This is a genomic window from Telluria sp. PB2R4 (assembly GCF_059685695.1).
Genome location: NZ_JCASIC010000002.1, coordinates 398418 through 418741 on the forward strand (window position 1 = coordinate 398418; position 20324 = coordinate 418741).

General features: G+C 65.9%; 19 protein-coding genes. 13 read left to right on the forward strand and 6 right to left on the reverse strand.

What is annotated here, in order from left to right; translation table 11 throughout:
- The first annotated feature begins 34 nt into the window (after window positions 1–34).
- The 3 genes from AC56LU_RS05280 to AC56LU_RS05290 all read left to right on the forward strand — a co-directional run bounded on the left by AC56LU_RS05280 (window position 35) and on the right by AC56LU_RS05290 (window position 2366).
- Complete coding sequence (locus tag AC56LU_RS05280) at window positions 35–388, forward strand: c-type cytochrome (protein ID WP_497174558.1); 354 nt, start codon at window positions 35–37, stop codon at window positions 386–388.
- Window positions 389–398: 10 nt separating this feature from the next.
- On the forward strand, window positions 399–749 hold the full coding sequence (locus AC56LU_RS05285; RefSeq protein ID WP_497174559.1) for a c-type cytochrome: 351 nt from the start codon (window positions 399–401) through the stop codon (window positions 747–749).
- Between the two features lie 96 nt (window positions 750–845).
- Window positions 846–2366 (forward strand): SulP family inorganic anion transporter, encoded by a 1521-nt coding sequence (locus AC56LU_RS05290; RefSeq protein ID WP_497174560.1) that lies wholly within the window; start codon window positions 846–848, stop codon window positions 2364–2366.
- Window positions 2367–2378: 12 nt separating this feature from the next.
- On the opposite strand, the gene AC56LU_RS05295 is transcribed toward AC56LU_RS05290, so the two are convergent.
- From AC56LU_RS05295 to AC56LU_RS05310, 4 genes are all read right to left on the reverse strand, one after another.
- Window positions 2379–3920 carry an aspartyl protease family protein gene (locus tag AC56LU_RS05295; protein ID WP_497174561.1) on the reverse strand — a complete coding sequence of 514 codons (1542 nt, stop codon included), beginning with the start codon at window positions 3918–3920 and terminating at the stop codon, window positions 2379–2381.
- A gap of 152 nt (window positions 3921–4072) precedes the next feature.
- Window positions 4073–4501, reverse strand: a complete 429-nt coding sequence (locus AC56LU_RS05300; protein WP_497174562.1) for a DUF1841 family protein — start codon at window positions 4499–4501, stop codon at window positions 4073–4075.
- 57 nt (window positions 4502–4558) lie between these two features.
- On the reverse strand, window positions 4559–6085 hold the full coding sequence (locus tag AC56LU_RS05305) for an aspartyl protease family protein (protein WP_497174563.1): 1527 nt from the start codon (window positions 6083–6085) through the stop codon (window positions 4559–4561).
- 145 nt (window positions 6086–6230) lie between these two features.
- Window positions 6231–6878, reverse strand: a complete 648-nt coding sequence (locus AC56LU_RS05310; RefSeq protein ID WP_497174564.1) for an RNA pyrophosphohydrolase — start codon at window positions 6876–6878, stop codon at window positions 6231–6233.
- A 204-nt stretch (window positions 6879–7082) separates the two neighbouring features.
- Here AC56LU_RS05310 and AC56LU_RS05315 point away from each other — a divergent pair, with 204 nt between their 5' ends.
- From AC56LU_RS05315 to AC56LU_RS05330, 4 genes are all read left to right on the forward strand, one after another.
- The gene (locus AC56LU_RS05315) at window positions 7083–8801 is read left to right on the forward strand and encodes a proline--tRNA ligase (protein ID WP_497174565.1); all 1719 of its coding nucleotides are present in this window, start codon (window positions 7083–7085) and stop codon (window positions 8799–8801) included.
- On the forward strand, window positions 8798–9424 hold the full coding sequence (locus AC56LU_RS05320; protein WP_497174566.1) for a lytic transglycosylase domain-containing protein: 627 nt from the start codon (window positions 8798–8800) through the stop codon (window positions 9422–9424). Before AC56LU_RS05315 ends, AC56LU_RS05320 begins: the two co-directional genes overlap by 4 nt.
- 89 nt (window positions 9425–9513) lie before the next feature.
- Entirely contained in the window at window positions 9514–10968 is a 1455-nt protein-coding gene (locus tag AC56LU_RS05325) for an alkaline phosphatase (protein WP_497174567.1), read from the forward strand.
- Between the two features lie 10 nt (window positions 10969–10978).
- On the forward strand, window positions 10979–12349 hold the full coding sequence (locus tag AC56LU_RS05330) for an alkaline phosphatase (protein WP_497174568.1): 1371 nt from the start codon (window positions 10979–10981) through the stop codon (window positions 12347–12349).
- Window positions 12350–12566: 217 nt separating this feature from the next.
- On the opposite strand, the gene AC56LU_RS05335 is transcribed toward AC56LU_RS05330, so the two are convergent.
- Both AC56LU_RS05335 and ffh read right to left on the reverse strand, forming a co-directional pair.
- Complete coding sequence (locus tag AC56LU_RS05335; protein WP_497174569.1) at window positions 12567–12956, reverse strand: SWIB/MDM2 domain-containing protein; 390 nt, start codon at window positions 12954–12956, stop codon at window positions 12567–12569.
- Window positions 12957–13188: 232 nt separating this feature from the next.
- Window positions 13189–14556: a signal recognition particle protein gene (gene ffh / locus AC56LU_RS05340; protein WP_497174570.1), complete on the reverse strand. Its 1368-nt coding sequence runs from the start codon at window positions 14554–14556 to the stop codon at window positions 13189–13191.
- Window positions 14557–14816: 260 nt separating this feature from the next.
- Here ffh and AC56LU_RS05345 point away from each other — a divergent pair, with 260 nt between their 5' ends.
- The 6 genes from AC56LU_RS05345 to AC56LU_RS05370 all read left to right on the forward strand — a co-directional run bounded on the left by AC56LU_RS05345 (window position 14817) and on the right by AC56LU_RS05370 (window position 20318).
- Window positions 14817–15788 (forward strand): ABC transporter substrate-binding protein, encoded by a 972-nt coding sequence (locus tag AC56LU_RS05345; RefSeq protein WP_497174571.1) that lies wholly within the window; start codon window positions 14817–14819, stop codon window positions 15786–15788.
- 9 nt (window positions 15789–15797) lie between these two features.
- Window positions 15798–16676, forward strand: coding sequence for an ABC transporter permease (locus AC56LU_RS05350; protein WP_497174572.1), 879 nt, complete (start codon window positions 15798–15800; stop codon window positions 16674–16676).
- Between the two features lies 1 nt (window position 16677).
- The gene (locus AC56LU_RS05355; RefSeq protein ID WP_497174573.1) at window positions 16678–17511 is read left to right on the forward strand and encodes an ABC transporter ATP-binding protein; all 834 of its coding nucleotides are present in this window, start codon (window positions 16678–16680) and stop codon (window positions 17509–17511) included.
- A gap of 67 nt (window positions 17512–17578) precedes the next feature.
- Window positions 17579–18382, forward strand: a complete 804-nt coding sequence (locus tag AC56LU_RS05360; RefSeq protein WP_497174574.1) for a cytochrome C assembly family protein — start codon at window positions 17579–17581, stop codon at window positions 18380–18382.
- A complete protein-coding gene (locus AC56LU_RS05365) occupies window positions 18379–18624 on the forward strand; it encodes a PP0621 family protein (protein WP_497174575.1) in 246 nt (81 codons plus the stop codon). The genes AC56LU_RS05360 and AC56LU_RS05365 overlap by 4 nt, the downstream gene beginning before the upstream one ends.
- Window positions 18625–18632: 8 nt before the next feature.
- The gene (locus tag AC56LU_RS05370; protein WP_497174576.1) at window positions 18633–20318 is read left to right on the forward strand and encodes a two-component system sensor histidine kinase NtrB; all 1686 of its coding nucleotides are present in this window, start codon (window positions 18633–18635) and stop codon (window positions 20316–20318) included.
- Window positions 20319–20324: the final 6 nt, after the last annotated feature.

Here is a 20324-nt window from a genome sequence, read left to right on the forward strand (position 1 = left end):
GCGGTATTCGAATTACAACTAACGAGCCACACCCATGAAAACATCTTTAGCAGTACTGGTATTGGCAGCGTTTGCCGCCAGCGCCGCCACCACGACCGCGGCCGCCGCGGAAGTTGTCGGCAATCCGAAAGCAGCACCGGCCAAGATCGAAATGTGCATCGGCTGCCACGGCATCCCGGGCTACAAGGCGGGCTTCCCCGAAGTCTTCCCGGTTCCCATGATCGGCGGCCAGTCGGCCAAGTACATCGAAAGCGCACTGAAGGCCTACCGCAAGGGCGAACGCAAGAACCCGTCGATGATGGGTATCGCCGCCTCGCTGAGCGACCAGGACATCGCCGACGTCGCCGCTTACTATGCGCAGCAGACTCCCGCCACGGCCAAACGCTAAGGACCAGCCAATGAAAAAACTGATCTATACGCTGCTTGCCGGCGCCTTTTGCTGCAGTGTCTCCACCTTTGCCTCGGCCGCCGACGTTTCGCGCGGCGAGGCCCTGGCCAAGAAATACAACTGCGCGTCGTGCCACGGCGCCGACTACAACAAGCCGATCGACCCGAGCTATCCGAAGCTGGCGGGCCAGCATGCCGACTACCTGGCCCACGCCCTGCGCACCTACAAGCGCGGCGCCGGCGCCAACGGCCGTACCAACCCGATCATGGCAGGACAGGTGCAGCCGCTGTCGAACAAGGACATGGCCGACATCGGCGCTTACCTGGCCAGCCTGCCGTCGCATTTTGTGGTGAGCAAGTAACACGCTTCAGGCGGTTCCGGCACGAGGCTGGTAAACTGTCGATCCCCCCGACCGGGCAGCCGGCGGGGGGATTTTGTTTTTGTATTGACGGAATCCATGGCCTCCTTGTCCCCCTCCCACATCAAAACCAACCTGCTCAGCGGACTGACCGTCGCCCTCGCACTCGTTCCCGAAGCGATCGCCTTTGCCCTGGTGGCCCAGGTCTCGCCGCTCACCGGCCTGTATGCGGCGGTGCTGGTGTCCTTCATTACTTCCAGCTTCGGCGGCCGCCCGGGCATGATCTCGGCCGCGGCCGGATCGCTGGCGGTGGTGATGGTGGCGCTGGTGGTGCAGCACGGGCCGCAGTATCTGTTTGCCGCGGTCGTGCTGATGGGCGTGCTGCAGCTGTTGTTCGCCGCCGCCCGCCTGGGTAAATTCATCCGCATGGTGCCGCACCCAGTCATGCTCGGCTTCGTCAACGGATTGGCGCTGGTGATCTTCGTCGCCCAGTTCGGCCACTTCAAGACGCCGGGACCGGATGGCACGCTGCAGTGGATGGGCGGCGCGGAACTCGCCACCATGCTGGCCATCGTCGCCGTCACCATGGCGGTCATCTACATCACGCCGCGCTTCACCAGGGCGGTTCCGAGCACCCTGGTCGGCATCCTGCTGGCCAGCGCCGGCTGCGCGCTGCTGGGCATCGACACCAGGACCGTGGGCGACCTCGGCTCGATCGCGGGCGGACTGCCCGGCTTTGCCGTGCCCGAGGTGCCGTGGAACCTGGACACCCTGCGCATCGTCTTCCCGTATGCGCTGGTGCTGGCCGGCGTCGGCCTGATCGAGTCGCTCCTGACCTTGACCCTGATCGACGAGATCACCGATACCCGCGGCCAGCCGAACCGTGAATGCCTGGCGCTGGGCGCGGCCAACGTCGTTACCGGCTTTTTTGGGGGCATGGGTGGTTGCGCGCTGATCGGCCAGAGCATGATCAACGTGAACAGCGGCGGTACCGGGCGCCTGTCGGGCATCGTGGCCTCAGCGTTCCTGCTCTCCTTCATCCTGGTCGGGTCGGCGTGGATCGAGCAGATCCCGCTGGCGGCGCTGATCGGCGTGATGTTCGTGGTCTGCGAGAAGACCTTCGAGTGGGGCACTTTCCGCCTGTTCGGCAAGGTGCCGAGGGCGGACGCGCTGGTGATCTTGCTGGTGGCCGGCATCACGCTGGCCTTCGACCTGGCGGTGGCGGTGCTGGCCGGGGTGGTCGTATCGGCGCTGGTGTTCGCCTGGCAGCATGCGAAGCAGATCCGCGTCGCCACGGGCGTGGACCAGCGCGGCTGGAAGGTCTACGAGCTGGAAGGCACGCTGTTCTTCGCGTCGGTGAGCGGGTTCCAGGCGCTGTTCACGCCCAGGGACGATCCGCAGGACGTGGTGATCGAATTCCTGCGCGCGCGCGTGGTCGACCATTCGGCGATCCAGGCCATCGATGCGCTGGCCGAGCGCTACCGCCAGCTCGGCAAGCGCCTGCACCTGCGCCACCTGAGCCCGGACTGCCGCGAGCTGCTCGAGCGCGCCCGCGACATGATCGAGGTGAACCTGCCGGAAGACCCGCGCTACCACGTCGCCGACGACAAGCTCGGCTGAATCGCGTAGCGATCAGTCGCCCAGTTTTGTATAGGTCAGCTCGTCCGTGGTGCAGCTGGCCGCGATCTGGGCGTCGATGGTTTTCACCCCCTCCGGCTGCGCATGCGCCCGGTACCAGTCGCCGATCGCCGCCAGCGCTTCACAGCGGCGCTCCTTGCCTTCGCTGCTGGCATCGCCCGCCCGCGCCAGCAGCTTGTCGGCGCTGAGCTGGCCGAGGTAGAACTCGCCGATCGGCTTGGGCCATTCGGCGTTCTCGGTGCGTGCGAAGATGGCGGCCAGTTCCGACTTCGCCAGCTCCGCCTGGCCGGCGCGCACGCGGGCGATGTACAGCCACAGGGCGCCGTGGCGCTCGGCCGGCAGCTTGTCGAGCCCACTGCGCAGGCGGCTTGCTGCGCCCGCATAGTCGCGCTGCGCCAGCAGCTTGTGTCCGGTGTACAGGTTGGCGTGTCCGCTGCCGCTCCTGGCGGCCTTTTCCAGCCACTCGTCTGCGCGCCCCTTGTCCTGCGCCACCAGCTTGCCGCTGCGGTAGGCGCGGGCCATGGTGAACTGGGCGTCGGCGTTGCCGCCTTCCGCCTCGGCCACGACCCAGGGCTCGAGCGTGCGGCGCTGGCCGAAGGGCGCGCCACCCACGTACGAGAAGTACAGCTTGTTCTGGCTCATCGCGAACAGCACGCGGTGGGCGCGCAGGAAATCGGCGCCCAGGATCACGTCGGCCATGTTCAGGCCGGAGTTTTCCACCCCCATGTCGGCGTTCTCGACGGTTTCTTCGCCGATCTGGAATTTGACTTTCGCGTGCCAGCGCGAGGCCGAGTGGTCGCCAATGCCGCCGATGTCGGTGCCGCGCGTGACGCCGGGACCGTTGAGGTCGATGCCGGCGCGCTTGGCGGCGTCGGCGGTGATCAGGCTGAAGGCGGCCCCGGTGTCGATCATCGCTTCCAGTTCCTTGCCGTTGATGCGCACGAAGAACTTGGGATTCTTGTGATCTTCTTCGTTATGGCGCCGCAGCGGAATGTCCTGCACGTCCTGGCCCCAGTACCCCAGGTAGGTGCCGCCGCATTTCTCGGGGACGAAGAAGGTCAGCTGCTTGGTCGCCAGCGAAATCTCGACGTCGGTCTGGAACAGGAAGGGTGCACCGAGGATGCCGTCGTAGGTCGGGGTGTCGCCGAAGCTGCCGATCACGGGCATGTTGCTGCGCCCGGCGCGCACCGGCCCGACGATGAACTCATTGACGATAACGGCATAGATCGGCGACGTGCCGCCGAAACCCGCCGCATGCCTGCCGGTGGCGTACAGGCGGATGCCGCGCCGCTCGGTGCCGGTCCGCGTCAGGACGGTCGCGTAGGCGCCGGTGTCGACCAGCAGTTCGGCCGGGCTGCCGTTGATGGTGCCCTCGGTGGTGATCTCCAGGCTGGGGCCGCTGTACCTGAGCGGCAGTTTACCGATCGGGGTATAGGTACACTTGGCCTCCTGGGCGGCGGCGTGGGCGAGGGGCAGGAGGGCGCAGGTCGCGCCCAGCAGCAGGCGCATCGAAGCGCGACAAAGGATCGTGTTCATCCAGCAATACTACGAGGAACATTTCCTTCGTTGCAATCCGTCCTGCATATCCTTGTGCAATTTATATGTACACCGGGGATACTGTTGCAATCATGGAACATGATACAAAAAATGCGGCATGTGCCGCATTGTTGAATCATGTCGTGCCGATCTCAGCGCGTGGCGCGCCGACGTACGCAGTCGATATACGCCTCGGTGTCCGGCGGTACGCCGCCCCGCTGCGACTTCCAGATCATTTCACCGAGACACTCCATGATCTCGTGGTGCGCATCGTGTTCGCCGATGCGGCCGACCAGCAGGTCGTGCGCGGCCTTGATGCCGCGCGGCTGGTCGATCGACACCTGCTCGGCGATCGACAGGTGCATCGACAGGTGCAGGAAGGGGTTCGGCTTGCCGCCCTCGACCGCATAGTCGCGCGCGATCGCCGCTTCCACGTCCTCGAGTTCGGCATGGTATTCGGGGTGCTGGACGATCCAGTCGGCGGCGATGGCGTCCATCGGGCTCAGGATCTCGTTATTGCGCTGCTTGCGCAGGGCGTCGCAGAAAAAGCGGCGCACGTCGTGCGAAGACGGAGTGAACATGGCGAGGCGGAAAAAGGCGGGAAGCGGGCATTCTAGCGCTTCCCGCCGCCGTCTGCTTCAGGATGCCTTTTCCGCAGGCGCGGACGGCGGCCCGCATTCCGGGCGATGGAACATGATCGACCTGGCCTTTTCCATGTCGCCCATGGCCGCCGCATGTTCTCCCATCATGGTCTTGGCCAGGCAGACCTGGCCCCTGGCGCGTGCCTTGTCGTCGCGCGCTTCGTCCAGCAGTTCTTCCTCGTTCACCTTGCCGAGGAAGTGGCGCGCGACCGGATTCGGCCACTGGTCATTGTCGTCGCGCGCGAAGGCCTTGGCCAGGTCGGCCCTGGCGGCCTCGCCTTCGCCCAGGTGCAGGCGCGCCAGGTACAGCCAGAGGGCGGCAGTGCGGTCGCCCGGCAGTTTGTCGAGGCCCAGGCGCAGGTGCCGGGCCGCCAGCGCATACTGGCGCCGCGGCATGTGGCCGCGTCCGATGTGGAAGTTGGCGAAGGCGTTGTCGCCGGCCGCGGCGCGCTCGAGCCAGGCCTTGGACTGGACCGGGTCGCGCGCCACGCCCCGGCCGGCGCCGTGGAGCACGGACAGCATCATTTGGGCATCCGTGTTGCCGCCGTCCGCCTCCTGCTGCATCCAGGGCTCGATGCCGCGCCGCTGTCCCAGCGGCTCGCCGCCGATGTAGCTGATGTAGAGCTTTTCCTGGCTCATGGCGAACAGGACCCGGTGCGAACGCAGGAAGTCCACCCCGAGCAGGAGGTCGACACTGGTCAGCTCGGTGTCGATGACGGCGACCTGCGCATTGTGGATGGTCTCGGCGCCCAGTTCCAGTTTGTCGAACACGGTGACCCAGCGCGCCACCCGGGCTTCGCCGACGCCGACGCTGTAGCCGGCGCGTTCGGTGCCGGGCGCGTCGAGCTTGAGGCCGGCGCGCTTGGCGGCGGCGAGCGTGACCACGGTGCTCGAGGCGCCGCTGTCGATCTTGGCGCTCAGCTTCTTGCCGTTCAACAGGACCGTGAAACGGGGATTCGGATTCTTCTCGTCACTGGACTCGAAGGGCAGGACGGTTGCCTGCGGGTCCCAGTAGGCCAGGAATTCCTTCCCGCAGTCGAGCGGGCGGAAGAAGCGGAGCTGTTTTTCAGCCAGCGAGAATTCAAGGTCGGCCTGCAGCAGGAAAGGCGCGCCGGCAATGCCGTCGTAGGAGGGCGCCGAGCCGAAGTCCTGGATGACCCTGAGCGTGCCGTTTTTGGCAGTGGCCGGGCCGGCGCGGAATTCCTTGAAGCGGGTCAGGTAGATGCGGCTCCAGCCGCCGATGCCGGTAGCGGTTTGTCCGCTGTTGCGTAGCGACATGCCGCGCGGCTCGGTGCCGGTGCGTGTCAGGAGCGTTTCGAAGGCGCCGGTGTCGACCAGCAGCTTGGCCGGTGTGCCGTTGAGCGAGCCTTCCATGGTCAGGTCCAGGGAGGGGCCGGTGTAGTGCACCGGGACGCTCGCGACATTCACGTATTTGCAGCCCTTGGGCGCATCCGCCCCCAGCGCATGCGACGAGGATGGGAGGAGCAGGGCGGCGCAGGCCAGCAGGCGGGTGAATGGCGTCATCCAGCCATTGTCATGGCAATATTTGCATATGGCAATTCAGCCGGCATAAGCCGCGTCGGAATAAAAGTGCGGGACGCGCAAAGACGCCCGCCGCGAGCGCGGCGGGAGAAAAAGGTGGGGAGCACGCTCCCCACCTGCGGCGGACTTACTCGTCCGGCGCCAGCACCAGCGAATCCGGCGCGGACGGCTCGGCTGCCGTAGCAGCCGTCGCAGCCAATGCAGGCTGTTGCGCAGCCGCCTTGCCGGCGCCCTGCGCACGCCCATGCGGCTGGCGCAGGTAGCGCGCGCTGTGGCGGCGCTCGCCATGCGGGCCCCGTGCCGGCCACGTAATGAAGCGCGACAATTCCTGCAGGGCGCGCTGGTAGACATCGCGCTTGAACTCGATTACCACGTCCAGCGGCACCCAGTAGTCGTGCCAGCGCCAGGCATCGAACTCGGGATGGTCGGTCAGGCGCAGGTTGACGTCGTTATCGCGCGCTACCATGCGCAGCAGGAACCAGATCTGCTTCTGGCCACGGTAGTGGCCGCGGATCTCGCGCTTGATGAAGTGATCGGGCACTTCATAGCGCAGCCAGTCGCGGGTACGCCCCACGATCTTGACGTGCTCCTGGCGCAGGCCGATTTCTTCCTCGAGCTCGCGGTACATCGCCTGCTCTGGTGTCTCGCCGTACTTGATACCCCCTTGCGGAAATTGCCACGAGTGCTCACGCACCCGCTTGCCCCACCACACCTCGTTATTGGCGTTCAGCAGGATGATGCCGACGTTGGGGCGAAACCCTTCACGATCGAGCATAAGTGCACCTCGAAACTTTCTGCCGGCCTTGCAACCCTTATATTTTTACCCACAAAGTGCCTTGCCCACCCGGCCGGCTGCTTGCCGACAAGGTGAGTGATGCTTGTTCCGGACCCATTTGTAGAAAGATTGGACGCATCAGCCAGCTAATCCTTTAAAATTAGGTCGATTATAACTCTCTCTTTTTAAAAAGAATTCACGGATATGCGCGCCTCACGATTTTTTATTTCAACGCTTAAAGAAGCGCCTTCCGACGCGGAAATCGTCAGCCACCAACTGATGATGCGCGCCGGGATGATCAAGCGCCTCGGCTCGGGCATCTATACCTACATGCCCACCGGCTTGCGCGTCATCCGCAAGGTCGAGAACATCATCCGCGAAGAAATGAACAAGGCGGGCGCGATCGAACTGCTGATGCCGCTCGTGCAGCCGGCCGAACTGTGGCAGGAGACCGGACGCTGGGACAAGATGGGCCCCGAGCTGATGCGCGTGAAAGACCGCCACGGCCGCGAGTTCGCGATCCAGCCGACCTCGGAAGAAGTCGTCACCGACGTCGTGCGCAGCGAGCTCAAGTCGTACCGCCAGCTGCCGATCAACTTCTATCACATCCAGACCAAGTTCCGCGACGAGCGCCGCCCGCGCTTCGGCCTGATGCGCGGCCGCGAGTTCACGATGAAGGATGCGTATTCCTTCGACCGCGACGTCGAGGGCATGCAGAAGTCCTACGAGAATATGTTCGAGGCGTACACGCGCATCTTCAATCGCTTTGGCCTGAAGTTCCGCGCGGTGGCGGCCGACAACGGCGCCATCGGCGGCACCGGCTCGCATGAATTCCACGTCATCGCCAGCACCGGCGAAGACGCGCTGGTGTACTGCCCGGATTCGGATTACGCCGCCAACATGGAAGCGGCCGAAGCCCTGGCCAGCGGCGAGCGCGCCGCAGGCACCCAGGCGCTCACCAGGACGGCGACCCCGGGCAAGACCAAATGCGAAGCCGTGTCCGAGCTCTTGAACATCCCGCTCCAGCAGCACGTCAAGAGCATCGCCCTGACCGTCGAGAACGAGGGCAAGAAGACCTACTTCCTGCTGCTGCTGCGCGCCGACCATGAACTCAACGAGATCAAGGTCAACAAGGTCGCCGGCCTGAAGGACTTCCGCTTCTCGACCGAAGCCGAGATCCAGGAAGTGTATGGCACCGTGCCGGGCTACCTCGGTCCGATCGGTACCAGGCTGCCGGTCACCGTGGTGGCCGACCGCAGCGTCGCCAACATGGCCGATTTCGTCTGCGGCGCCAACGAGGTGGACTACCACTACACGGGCGCCAACTGGGGCCGCGACTGCGCCGAGCCCCTGGTTGCCGACCTGCGCAACGTGGTCGAAGGCGACGCGTCGCCGGACGGCAAAGGCGTGCTGGCGATCGAGCGCGGCATCGAAGTGGGCCACGTGTTCCAGCTCGGTACCGCGTATTCGGAAGCGATGGGCGCCACCTTCCTGGATGAAAACGGCAAGCCTGCCCCGCTGCAGATGGGCTGCTACGGCATCGGCGTGACCCGCATCCTGGGCGCGGCCATCGAGCAGAACTTCGACGACAAGGGCATCGTCTGGCCGGACGCCATCGCGCCGTTCGAGCTGGTGCTGTGCCCGATGGGCCTGGACCGCAGCGAGATGGTCAAGGAGCAGGTCGAGAAACTGTACGCCGACCTGCAGGCCGCCGGCATCGATGTGATCGTCGACGACCGCGGCCTCCGTCCGGGCGCGATGTTCGCCGACTGGGAGCTGATCGGCGTGCCGCACCGCGTCGTGATCGGCGAGCGCGGCCTCAAGGAAGGCAACCTGGAATACCAGGGCCGCCGCGACGACGCCGCCACCAGCGTGCCGGTCGACGGCATGGTCGCCTTCATCAAGGGCAAGCTGGGCAAGTGAACGTCGTCAGCCTGCCGCCTTGGCTAGCGAGCGCGCTGTTGGCCAGCGCGCTCCTGCTCGGCGGACCCGCGCATGCGGGTAACCAGAAAGAAGAGGCGATGGCTGACTCGGTCCGCCTCGCCCTGGCCAATGCCATCCACGACAGCCGCCCGCCCAAGCCCGTGCTGCGCGACGCGGCGGTGCGGGCGCACTACCAGGCCTGGTTCGACGAGATGTCGAAGCGCCTCGCCAAGCGCATTCCCGACCAGCTCTCGCGCACTGAATTCCTGGAGACGGTCTGGTACGAGTCGGCCCGCGCCGGCCTGGATCCGGCCTTGGTGCTCGGCCTGATCCAGGTCGAATCGGCCTACCGCAAGTACGCGATCTCGATCGCCGGCGCACGCGGCTACATGCAGGTGATGCCGTTCTGGACCAAGGTGATCGGCGACAGCGACCGCCGCATGTTGTTCAACATGCAGACCAACCTGCGCTACGGCTGCGCGATCCTGCGCATGTACATCGACATGGAAAAGGGCAACCTGTATCTCGCCCTGGGACGCTACAACGGCAGCCGCGGCAAGCCGCAGTATCCGAATGCGGTGCTGGCGGCATGGAAGAAGTGGGAATTCAAGCCGGCCGCGTGAGCGCCGTTGGAACAATTCTGCAACATTTCAAACCGCCATATGCACATGGCAAGGTGTAAACTCTTCGCTTTCCAGACGTAGAGGTTCCCATGCGATTGTCCCCCCTCGCCGGCGCCGCGCTGCTTGCCGCGCTGGCAGGATGTGCCGCCGTGCCGCCCGCTTCACAGTCACCCGCCCAGCCCCAGTACCAAGAGCGCGCCAGGAACGTGGTCTTCTTCCTCGGCGACGGCCTGGGCCTGAACACGCTTACCGCCGCGCGCATCTTCCATGCCGGCGAAGAGGGCGAGCTCACCATCGACCGCCTGCCCGAATCGGCCTTCGTGAAGACCTTCTCGAACGACGCGATGGTCACCGACAGCGCCGCCGCCATGGCTGCCTACATGACCGGCGTGAAGCATAACAACGGCGTGATCTCGATGTCCTTCGGCACCCGTTCGATCGCCCCGGCCAAGGACGCCAACGGCAATGCCCTGGTCAGCCAATGTGAACGCGGCACACCCGCCGCCACGCTGCTGGAACTGGCGCGCCGCCGCGGCATGGCGCTCGGCATCGTCACCAACACCAGCGTCACCGACGCTACTCCAGCATCCGCATACGGCCACGCCTGCCACCGTAAGCTCGAGACCGACTTCGCCGCGATGCTGGTGCCGGGCGGCGCCGGCTACAACGGCGCACTGGGGCCGCGCGGACTGGACGTCGTGTTCGGCGGCGGGCGCCAGTTCTTCACCCCCTTCGCCGCGGGCGGCAAGCGCGCCGACAACCGCGACCTGCTGGCCGAACTGGGCAAACAGGGCTTCCGCGTGGTGTCGAACACGGCGCAACTGAATACGCTGGGCGTCGATCCGCAGCAGCCGGCCATCGGCCTGTTCGCCGCCAACCACATGGACTACGACGCCACCCGCGACCAGGCGAAGCAGCCGAGCCTGACCGAGATGACGCGCAAGGCCATCGACCTGCTGGCGCCGCACGCGGGCAGCGGCGGCAAGGGCTTCTTCCTGGTGGTCGAGGGCGGCCTGATCGACCACGCGCTGCACGCCACAACGGCTAAGCGCGCGTTGCAGGAAACCGTGTCGTACAACGACGCCATGCAAGCCGCGCTCGACAAGATGGAGGCGCTCGACCCTGGCCTGAAGAACACCCTGATCGTCGCCACCGCCGACCATGACCACACGCTGCTCCTGAACGGCTACACGGTCCGCACCGGCAAGACCACGCCCACCAACCCGGGCGTGCTGGGCCTGGTGCGCAACGGCGACGGCAGCCCGAAGCTGGACAAGGATGGCCGTCCGTTCACCATCATCGGCTTCGGCACCGGCGAGAACCGCACCAATGGTCCGCGCGGAAGCAAGCCGGCGCTCACCGACGAGATCGTGACGCGCGACGACTACCACCAGGAAGCGGTGGTGCGCACGCGCGCCGGCGCCGAAACGCATGGCGGCACCGACGTCTACCTGGGCGCCGCCGGCGCCGGTGCGGAGCTGTTCCGCGGCACCATCGACAACACCCGCGTCTTCGGCCTGATCAAGAACGCCGCCGGCCTGTAAGGGAACCACCATGAACAAACGACTCAATTTCCTGCTGGCCGCGAGCCTGGCAAGCAGCTGCGCCTTGGGCGCGCCGCAGGCCAAGAACATCATTTTCTTCCTCGGCGACGGCATGGGCCCGACCACGATCACCGCCGCGCGCATTTTCAAGCATGGCGAGGACGGCCTCTTGAACTTCGAACGGCTGGAGCGCACCGCGCGTCTCAAGACCTATTCGAACGACTTCCAGACCACCGACAGCGCACCGTCGATGGGCGCCTACATGACCGGCGTGAAGATCAACCAGGACGGCATCTCGATGAAGGATGCGCGCGCCATCGATCCGGAGCGCGACGCCAACGGCAACCGCACCGTCGACAAGTGCGGCGAGAACAACGGCCAGGTGGTGCCGACCATCCTCGAACTGGCCAAGGCGCGCGGGAAGGCCGTCGGTGCGGTCACGACCACCGAGCTGACCCACGCCACGCCGGCATCGACCTTCTCGCACGCCTGCCACCGCGATGCGGCCTACAGCATCGCGCGCCAGGTCGTGCCGGGCGGCGCGGGCTACAACCGGGCGCTGGGCGACGGCGTCGACGTCCTGATGGGGGGCGGGCGCCACCACTTCACCCCTTTCGACAAGACCGGTAACCCGAAAGGCCGCGCGGACGGGCGCGACCTGCTGGCGGAGCTCGCGGCGCAGGGTTATGCCGTGGCCAACACCCGCGCCGGCATGATGTCGGCGCGTCCGGGCCGCAAGTTCGTCGGCATCTACAGCGCCGACACCCACATGGACTATGCGCTGGCGCGCCGCCCGGAACAGCCGACCCTGAGCGAGATGGCGCTGAAGGCGATCGAGCTGCTGTCAAAGGATCCGGACGGCTTTTTCTTGATGGTCGAAGGCGGCAAGATCGACCACGCCCTGCACGACAACAATGCCAGGAATGCGCTGGCCGACACGGTGGCCTTCGACGAAGCGATCCAGGCCGCGATCGACCGCATGCGCCAGATCGATCCGGGGCTGGAGAATACCTTGATTGTGATCACGGCCGACCATGACCACACGATGGTGCTGAACGGCTACCCGAAGCGCGGCAGCAAGGTGCTCGACATCGTGCACGACTACGCCACCGGCCAGCCGAAGAAGGACGCCGACGGCAAGACCTTCACCGCACTCGTCTTCGGCAACGGCAAGGTACGCCCGGACCAGCGCCAGGATGTCGACAGCGCGGCCGCGCAGGCCGACGACTACCAGCAGGAAGCGGGCGTGCACACGGTGTACGAGTCGCACGGGGGCGGGGACGTGAAGCTGTACGCCCTAGGGGCGGGCTCGGCGCCGTTCAAGGGGACGATGGAGAATACGCAGGTGTTCCACCTGATGAAGGCCGCGGCAGGCCTGTAGGGTGGGCGGGGGGAAAACAGTCCAGTGGACTGTTATCCCGCCCACGCGTTCAAATCAGGGCGATATGGCCTGCGCGACTGCTCGTAGACCAACTATCACCGCGTGGGCGGCGAAGCCGCCCACCCTACGAACGTCACCAGGTCTCAGATCACAAAACAAAAAGCCCCGGTCTCCCGGGGCTTTCTGCTTTCAAGGCTACTGGACAGCCAGCCAGTGCTTACTTCAGGTGGTCCGAAATGAGCTTGGTCATTTCGAACATCGAGACCTGGGCCTTGCCACCGAAGACAGCCTTCAGCTTGTCGTCGGCGTTGATCATGCGGCGGTTTGCTGCGTCTTGCAGGTTCTGGGCCTTGATGTAGTCCCAGACCTTCTTGGTGACCTCGGTGCGTGGCAGCGGCTTGTTGCCGACCACTGCTGCCAGTTCGCCCGACGGGGTCATCTCTTTCATGAAAGCGGCGTTCGGCTTGCGAGCTGCGGCCGGTTTCGCGGCTGGCTTTGCTGCTGCTTTTGCTGGAGCTGCTTTTTTTGCTGCAGGCTTTGCCGCTGCGGCCGGCGTGGCGGCTGCTTTCTTGGCTGGCGCTGCGGTGGATTTTTTGGCTGTTGCCATCTTCAAGCCTCCTAAAACGATCACGGGGAAAGTTGCGTTATTGACGCACGGGCTTATATTGGTGGCCTTTTACTGTTCATGCAAGTCTTTTTCGAAATTTTTTCATTCTTATAAGCCCCGAAATGCGCGCTATCGCACACTCGCGGCACCGCAATTGAAAAAACCCGGCCCCAGAACGTAAAAAACCGCGCGAGGCCAGTGCCCGCGCGGCTTTCTTCAAGATGCCGGTCGATCAGCGCATGCCGGGCATCATGCCCTTCATCCCGCGCATCATCTTCATCAGGCCGCCACCTTTGAGCTTCTTCATCATGGTCTGCATCTGGTCGTACTGGTTCAGCATGCGGTTCACTTCCTGGACCTGCACGCCGGCGCCGGCCGCGATGCGGCGCTTGCGATTGGCTTTGATCAGGTCCGGCTTGGCGCGTTCGAGCGGCGTCATCGAATCGATGATGCCGACCATGCGGCGCACCTGCTTCTCGGCCTGGTCCATGTTGGCGCCGCTTGCCGCCTGCTGGAACTGGGCCGGCAGCTTGTCGAGGAGGCCGGACATGCCGCCCATCTTCTTCATCTGGGTGAGCTGCGCCTTGAAGTCGTTCATGTCGAAACGGCCGCCGCCCTTGATCTTGTTGGCCAGTTCGGTCGCGGCTTCGGCGTCGACGCCCTTGCGCGCTTCTTCCACCAGCGCCAGGATGTCGCCCATGCCCAGCACGCGGTTGGCCATGCGCGAGGGATCGAAGGCCTCCAGTCCATCGAGCTTCTCGGACACGCCGGCGAACTTGATCGGCTTGCCGGTCACGTGGCGCACCGACAGCGCCGCACCGCCGCGCGAATCGCCATCGAGCTTGGTCAGCACGATGCCGGTCAGCGGCAGCGCGTCGTTGAAGGCCTTGGCGGTGTTGATCGCATCCTGGCCCAGCATGGCGTCGACCACGAACAGGGTCTCGACCGGATTGACGGCGGCGTGCACCGCGGCGATCTCCTGCATCATCGCTTCGTCGATGCCGAGGCGGCCGGCGGTGTCGATGATCAGGACGTCGTGGTAGTGCTTCCTGGCCCAGTCGAGCGCATTGCGCGCGATGTCGACCGGCTTGTCGGACGCGGTGCTCGGGAAGAAATCGGCGCCGACCTGCTTCGTCACCGATTCCAGTTGCGCGATCGCGGCAGGGCGGTAGACGTCGGCCGAGACGGTCAGGACCTTTTTCTTCTTCTGTTCCTTGAGGTACTTGGCGAGCTTGCCGGTGGTAGTGGTTTTACCCACGCCCTGCAGGCCGGCCATCAGGATGATCGCCGGCGGCTGCTGGGCGAACGACAGCTGGGACGCTTCGGGACCGAGGTCGGCGCCCATCAGGGCGGCCAGCTCGCGCTGCACCACGCCGACCAGGGCCTGGCCCGGGCTGAGCGAGCCGATGACTTCTTCGCCCAGCGCTTTTTCTTTCACTTTGGCGATGAATTCGCGCACCGCGGGCAGCGCCACGTCGGCTTCCAGCAGGGCCATGCGCACTTCGCGCAGCATCTCGGCGGTGTTCGCCTCGGTAAGGCGCGCCTCGCCGCGCATCGTCTTGACGACCTTGGCTAGGCGTTGGGTAAGGTTATCTAGCATGTTCTACCTGACTATATATACGACGGCATTCGGAAAACCGCCATTCTACCTTGCACGAGCCGCCGAGTTCGACCGCGGCAGCGATATACCGCAGTTTTTCGTGCGGAGTGGTGCGTTCGATCATTTGGAAACCTTGCCGTAACTGATACATGTCACGTACCTACAGGCCATTTCCCTTCAGCATCGTCCTCTGAGCCGCGCGTGTTTCATCGCGGCCGACGCGGGTGACACCATTTGTCTTGCACAAGGGAGAAACTGGCATGATCAAGGTATTCAGCAGCATTCTCGCCGCAACCGCCCTGCTGGCAGCAGGCGGAGTGGCGGCCCAGGAAGTGGTCCGGCTCGGCAACCTCAAGTTTGCGCACTTCGGCGCGGTGTCGTACATCAAGGAGATCGCACCGAAGTGCGGCATCCGGGTCGAGGAGAAGGTCTTCCCGAAAGGTCTGGACGTGATGCAGGCGATCATCGCCGGCGAACTCGACGTCGGCGCGACCGCCTCCGAGGCGGCGATCTCGGGCCGCGCCGGCGGCGCCCCGATCGTGGTGGTGGCCGGCTTCGCCCGCGGCGGGGCGCGGCTGGTGGCGCGGCCGGAGCTCGACATCCGCACCATCAAGCAGCTCAAGGGCAAACGGGTCGGCGTGACCCGCGGCGCGATCCAGGAGGTGCTCCTGATGGCGCAGCTGGCCAAGCACGGCCTCAAGGCCGATCCCAATCCCGGCAAGGACGTGCAGCTGGTGTTCCTGCCTTATGCCGACCTGAACGGGGCACTGCTCGGCAAGCAGATCGACGCCATGATGCAGTCCGAGCCGCAGTCTTCGCAGGCGATCAACAAGGGTTTCGGCGCCGAGGTGCTCAAGCCCTACGACACCCCGATCGGCGAGCCGATACGTACCATGGTCATGACCGAGAAGTTCTACCGCGAACGGCGTCCGCTCGCGGAAAAGTTCATGCGCTGCTTCGTCGAGGCCACCCGCACCTTCATCGACAGCCCGTCGGTGGCGGAGAAATACGTGCGCGAGGTGATCTTCAAGAATCAGATCACGAGCGACGACTTCAACGATGCGATCCGCAATTCGCCTTATTCCTTCGACATCACGCCCGAGCACATCCAGGCCACCACCGACACCATGGTCCGCACCGGGGTAGGGCGCATGGCCAGGCCGCCGGTGGCGCAGGAATGGGTGCGCATCGACCTCTTGGTGGCGGCCAAGAAAAGCCTGGACGTGAAATAAGGAGGCGGCATGAACACGCATACGCAGATCAATGCGCAAGTCAGTGCGCAAGAGCGGCGCAAGCGCCCCCGCGCGCGCTTGGCGGAAGTCGCGGTCGGCGCGGTGGTGCCGGTGGCGGCGATTTTGCTGTGGCAGTGGGTCGCCATGAACGGCTGGGTCAACCCGCAGGTGCTGCCGGCGCCGCTGGACGTCGGGCGCAAGTGGGTGGCCTACCTGCTGCCGCTAATGCCGTTCGAGGCCTATACCGAGGGCGGCTGGTGGTCGTGGGCGCTGTCGGGCGAACTGCCGATCGACATCTATACCAGCATGGTGCGGGTGGTGGTGGGCTTCGCCATCGGCGCAGGGCTGGCGCTGCCGCTCGGGCTGGCGATGGGCGCCAGCCCCGTCGTGTATGCGTGGATGAACCCCCTGGTGCAGATCCTGCGTCCGATTCCGCCGATCGCCTACATCCCGCTGGCGATCCTGTGGTTCGGGCTCGGCAACCCGCCGGCGGTGTTCCTGATCGCGCTGGGGGCCTTCTTTCCGGTGCTGATGAATACCATCGCCGGGGTGCGCCACGTCGACGGCATCTACCTGCGCGCGGCGCGCAACCTCGGCGCCGGCGGCCTCACCATGTTCGTGCGCGTGATCCTGCCGGCCGCCGTGCCCTACATCCTGTCCGGCGTGCGGATCGGCATCGGCACCGCCTTCATCGTGGTGATCGTGTCGGAGATGATCGCCGTGAACAACGGGCTGGGCTTCCGCATCCTGGAGGCGCGCGAGTACTTCTGGTCCGACAAGATCATCGCCGGGATGATCACCATCGGCATGCTCGGCCTGGCGATCGACATCGCCGTGAACCGCCTCAACAACCATCTGCTGCGCTGGCACCGCGGCCTGGAGCACTGACATGAACGCACCGCTGAACGCAACCGAGGCTTTTCCCCCGAAGGAGCCGCATATCCGCATCGACGGCGTGAACAAGGTATTCGAAACCGGCGGCCGGACGGTCACCGCGCTGCAGGACATCCGGCTCGAGATCCCGCGCGGGCAGTTCACCTGCCTGCTCGGGCCTTCGGGCTGCGGCAAGTCGACCCTGCTCAATGCGGTGGCCGGCTTCTCGCTGCCGAGCACGGGCCTGATCACGGTCGACGGCACGCCGGTCACGGCGCCGGGGCCGGACCGCGGCATGGTGTTCCAGGAGTACGCGCTGTTTCCCTGGATGACGGTCGAGGACAACATCGGCTTCGGCCTGCACATCAAGGGCATCTCCAGGGCCGAGATCCGGGAGCGGGTCGGCGCGCTGCTGGGCATGCTGTCGCTGCTCGATTTCCGCCAGCGCTTTCCCAAGGACCTGTCGGGCGGCATGCGCCAGCGGGTGGCGATCGCGCGTGTGCTGGCCCTGGATTCGCCGATCATGCTGATGGACGAGCCCTTCGGCGCCCTCGATGCGCTCACCCGGCGCAACCTGCAGGACGAGCTGCTGCGCATCTGGTCCGAGCTGAAGAAGACCATCCTCTTCGTCACCCACAGCATCGAGGAGGCGGTGTACCTGGCCGACCGCATCGTCGTGATGACCTACCGGCCGGGCACGGTCAAGCGCGACCTGCTGGTCGGGATCCCGCGCATGCGCGATCCGGCGGCGCCGGAATTCAATGCGCTCAAGCGCGAGCTGGGGGTGATGGTGATGGAAGAGCAGCAGCGCCATCATACCGACGAGCTGCGGCTGGCGGCGGTGGACTGAGGCCTGAAGCACCCTCGCGGGGAGGAGGGCTGGCCACCGTCGTAACCTGATGGTGTAGACTCCTATTATGCAGAACTCCCTCTTCCTCGCCGCGGCCCTGCTGTACGCGGTGTGCGCCCTGCTGCCGTCGCGCCGGGGCGCGGTCATCTCCGGCGTCACCGTCCTGGCCTGGGCGGCGCACGGCGCCGCGCTCGGCCTCGACGTGGCCGAGCCGGGCCGGCTGCGCGTCGGCTTTGCCATCATGCTGTCAAGCGCGCTGTGGGTCTCGGTGGCCGCCTACTGGTTAGAGAACCGCAATTTCGCCCTCGACGGCATGCGCCGCCTGGTCATGCCCTTCGCCTGCGCGGCAAGCGTGCTGCCGCTGGTGTTCCCCGGCAGCCTGCTGCAACTGAACAGCCAGTCGCCGGCTTTCGGCTGGCACGTCGCGGTCGCGGTGCTGGCCTACAGCACCCTGACCATCGCCGCCTTCCACGCGGTGCTGATGGCCCTGCAGGAGGCGCGGCTGCACACGCGCGCCGCCCGCGGCGGCTGGCTGGGCAGCACCCTGGACCAGCTGCCGGCGCTGCTGACCATGGAAAAACTGCTGTTCCGCGTCATCTGGATCGGCTTCATCCTGCTCAGCCTCACCGTGCTGTCGGGCGTGGTGTTCTCCGAACAGCTGTTCGGCAGCGCCCTGCGCCTCGACCACAAGAGCGTGTTCGCGCTGCTGTCCTGGCTGCTGTTCGCCGCGCTGCTGGCGGGCCGCCGCTGGCAAGGCTGGCGCGGCAAGACCGCGCTGCGCTTCACGCTGGCCGGCTTTGCCACGCTGGCGCTGGCCTACGTCGGCAGCCGCTTCGTGCTCGAAGTCGTCCTGCACCGGGGGCTGGCATGAGCCGCATCCTGTTCTGGATCCTGCTGGTCGGGCTGGTGGTCATGGCCGTTCGCGCCAAGCTCAAGTCCTTGCATGCGCGCCAAAAGCCGCCGCATGAGCCGCCGCCGCAGCAACCGGTGGCGGAAATCGAAAACATGACCCAGTGCGCGCACTGCGGCCTGCACTTCCCGGCCTCCGAAGCGGTGCACGCCGACGGCCACGACTACTGCTCGCCGGGCCACGTGCGCCTGCCGCCGCGGTAGGCCGGCCGATGCCGTTCTCCGTTTCGCCCAAGGCGGCGCTGTCGCGCGAAGCGCGCACGACCCTGTGGCGCTCGCTCCAGACCTTCACCGTCACCCGCACCGTCATCGCGCTGGTGCTGCTGCTCTACCTGGGCGTGCGCATGACCGGCGGCGGCATGCGCATGGATGCGGCGAATTCCCGCACCTGCCTGTTCTACCTGGCCGCGGCGCTGGTGTTCGGCGCGCTCGGCGCCTGGTGGCGGCGCCGCTTCGCGCTGCAGCTGGGCTGCCAGGTGGCGCTCGACCTGGCCGTGATCTCCTTGCTCTACCTGGAAGCCGGCGGCATGCGCAGCGGCCTGGCGATCCTGTACCTGTTCCCGCTGGCCGGCGCCGCCATCCTGGCGCCACTGACGCTGGCCTTGTTCTCGAGCGCGGTCGCCACGATGTTCCTGCTGCTGGAAGCCACCTGGCAGGTGTTCATGCAGGAGCGCCAGCCGCCGCTGATGCAGGCGGGCCTGTACGGCGCCGCCTTCTTCGCCGGCACGCTGGTAGTCAACCGGCTGGCGGCGCGCCTGATCAAGCAGGAGGAACTGGCGGCGCAGCGCGGCATCGACCTGCGCATCCAGCAGGCGATCAACGGCATCGTCATCGCCGACGTCGGCGACGGCATCCTGGTGGCCGGCGACGACGGTGCGGTCTTCACCGGCAACCCGGCGGCGCGCCGCATGCTGGGCCTGGAAGGGGAGGCGGCCGGTTTCCGGCTCGGCGAGGCGCCGGGACTGGAACCGCTGGCCCAGGCCTTCTGCGCCTGGCTCGGCGCGCCGGTCGAGGGCGCTTCCTTCGTCACCGTCAAGCCCTACCAGGAAGACAGCGGTCCGTTGCGCGGCCGGCGCGACCAGCCGGTGCACCTCAAGCTGCGCTTTGCGCGCGTGGACACGCTCGATGTGGCGCTGGGTCGCAGCGTGGTGTTCATGCAGGACGTCAGCGCCATCGAAAACCAGGCGCAGCAGCTCAAGCTGGCCTCGATGGGACGCCTGACCGCCAGCATCGCACACGAGGTGCGCAATCCGCTGTCGGCCATCGGCCACGCCACCGCGCTGCTGGCAGAAGACCTGCACGGCCCGGCCGAGGTGCGCCTGCTGAAGATCATCGGCGACAATGTCACGCGCGTGAACCGCATGGTGGAAGATATCCTGCAGCTGTCGCGCAAGGTGCAGCCGAACGGCGAACCGCTGCAGCTGGCCCCTTTTCTCGCCGAGCTGAAGGCCGAGTTCTGCGAAACCCACGGCCTGGCCGAGGATATCGTTGAAATAGGCGATGCCGGCCCGAGTGCGGTGCGCTTCGATCCGCTGCACCTGCACGAAGTGCTGCTCAACCTGCTCGGCAACGCGGTGCGCTATGCCAGCCGTGCCCCTGCCAGTATCCGCATCTTCCCGGCGCTCGATGCCGCCGGCCGCATCGAGCTGCATGTGCAGGACGACGGCCCGGGCATCACGCCGGAAGTGCGCGCCCACCTGTTCGAGCCCTTCTACACGACCTCGAGCAAGGGCACCGGCCTGGGCCTGTACCTGGCGCGCGAGTTGTGCCTGAACAACGACGCGAAGCTCGACTACGAATACCGCTTCGATGCCGCGGCCACCGGGCCACGCCGGGCCAGCGGGCGCTTCGTGATCAGCTTTTCGCAGCCGGCCCAGCCAGCTGCCGCCTATATATAGAGAGGA

Bases quoted from the DNA above. Each gene is read 5' to 3' on its own strand.
- AC56LU_RS05305 (WP_497174563.1), bottom strand. From the start codon at position 6,085: ATGACGCCATTCACCCGCCTGCTGGCCTGCGCCGCCCTGCTCCTCCCA.
- AC56LU_RS05355 (WP_497174573.1), top strand. From the start codon at position 16,678: ATGAACGCACCGCTGAACGCAACCGAGGCTTTTCCCCCGAAGGAGCCG.
- AC56LU_RS05350 (WP_497174572.1), top strand. From the start codon at position 15,798: ATGAACACGCATACGCAGATCAATGCGCAAGTCAGTGCGCAAGAGCGG.
- AC56LU_RS05285 (WP_497174559.1), top strand. From the start codon at position 399: ATGAAAAAACTGATCTATACGCTGCTTGCCGGCGCCTTTTGCTGCAGT.
- AC56LU_RS05280 (WP_497174558.1), top strand. From the start codon at position 35: ATGAAAACATCTTTAGCAGTACTGGTATTGGCAGCGTTTGCCGCCAGC.
- AC56LU_RS05370 (WP_497174576.1), top strand. From the start codon at position 18,633: ATGCCGTTCTCCGTTTCGCCCAAGGCGGCGCTGTCGCGCGAAGCGCGC.
- AC56LU_RS05315 (WP_497174565.1), top strand. From the start codon at position 7,083: ATGCGCGCCTCACGATTTTTTATTTCAACGCTTAAAGAAGCGCCTTCC.
- ffh (WP_497174570.1), bottom strand. From the start codon at position 14,556: ATGCTAGATAACCTTACCCAACGCCTAGCCAAGGTCGTCAAGACGATG.
- AC56LU_RS05365 (WP_497174575.1), top strand. From the start codon at position 18,379: ATGAGCCGCATCCTGTTCTGGATCCTGCTGGTCGGGCTGGTGGTCATG.
- AC56LU_RS05335 (WP_497174569.1), bottom strand. From the start codon at position 12,956: ATGGCAACAGCCAAAAAATCCACCGCAGCGCCAGCCAAGAAAGCAGCC.
- AC56LU_RS05300 (WP_497174562.1), bottom strand. From the start codon at position 4,501: ATGTTCACTCCGTCTTCGCACGACGTGCGCCGCTTTTTCTGCGACGCC.
- AC56LU_RS05345 (WP_497174571.1), top strand. From the start codon at position 14,817: ATGATCAAGGTATTCAGCAGCATTCTCGCCGCAACCGCCCTGCTGGCA.
- AC56LU_RS05290 (WP_497174560.1), top strand. From the start codon at position 846: ATGGCCTCCTTGTCCCCCTCCCACATCAAAACCAACCTGCTCAGCGGA.
- AC56LU_RS05295 (WP_497174561.1), bottom strand. From the start codon at position 3,920: ATGAACACGATCCTTTGTCGCGCTTCGATGCGCCTGCTGCTGGGCGCG.
- AC56LU_RS05330 (WP_497174568.1), top strand. From the start codon at position 10,979: ATGAACAAACGACTCAATTTCCTGCTGGCCGCGAGCCTGGCAAGCAGC.
- AC56LU_RS05325 (WP_497174567.1), top strand. From the start codon at position 9,514: ATGCGATTGTCCCCCCTCGCCGGCGCCGCGCTGCTTGCCGCGCTGGCA.
- AC56LU_RS05360 (WP_497174574.1), top strand. From the start codon at position 17,579: ATGCAGAACTCCCTCTTCCTCGCCGCGGCCCTGCTGTACGCGGTGTGC.
- AC56LU_RS05310 (WP_497174564.1), bottom strand. From the start codon at position 6,878: ATGCTCGATCGTGAAGGGTTTCGCCCCAACGTCGGCATCATCCTGCTG.